Origin of the sequence: Pseudomonas sp. 32_A (assembly GCF_017490905.1) — a bacterium.
GTDB classification, from domain to species: Bacteria; Pseudomonadota; Gammaproteobacteria; order Pseudomonadales; family Pseudomonadaceae; genus Aquipseudomonas; species Aquipseudomonas inefficax.
In genome coordinates, this window is sequence record NZ_JAFGYI010000202.1 from 1 (window position 1) to 508 (window position 508).

General features: G+C 30.7%; 1 protein-coding gene. It reads right to left on the reverse strand.

The window, feature by feature from the left end; all coding sequences use genetic code 11:
- Positions 1 to 508: CUB domain-containing protein (locus J5M58_RS26295; protein WP_207880271.1), on the reverse strand; the 508-nt coding region annotated here is incomplete at both ends.

Sequence of the window (508 nt, forward strand, 5' to 3'; positions counted from 1 at the left end):
TATCTAAATAATCATACATGCATGATGGATGCTTTTCAATACCAAATTGATCATCGAATTCAATAATGATAATATCATTTGGATTTCGTTGAATCAAGTATTCACAATCTAAAAAGAATGAATATTGATTAGGATAATTTGGACTTGTGATAACGCCTTGAGGATCCGTTATAACACCGCCACAAGCTATTTTGAAATCAAGTTGAAAACCATCACCAACAACATTATTTTCGTTTGAATGGAAAGTTACTTTTACTTTGTTTTTCTTTGAAATGAATATATCTGGTTTATTGAACGAACAAAATCTTCCTAATCGACGCCAAGAATCTTGTTCAGAATCAACTTGTTCGTCAACTAAAACATAGTCATTGATGCAATCATTTGAAGTTTCAAGATCAAATCGACCGACAAAACTAAAGTTTATATGATATCCAATTGGAACTTCTACTGTCCAAATGCATTCTGTACTTTTGTTATAATTGCTATAATCAATTGACCCATAGTAATG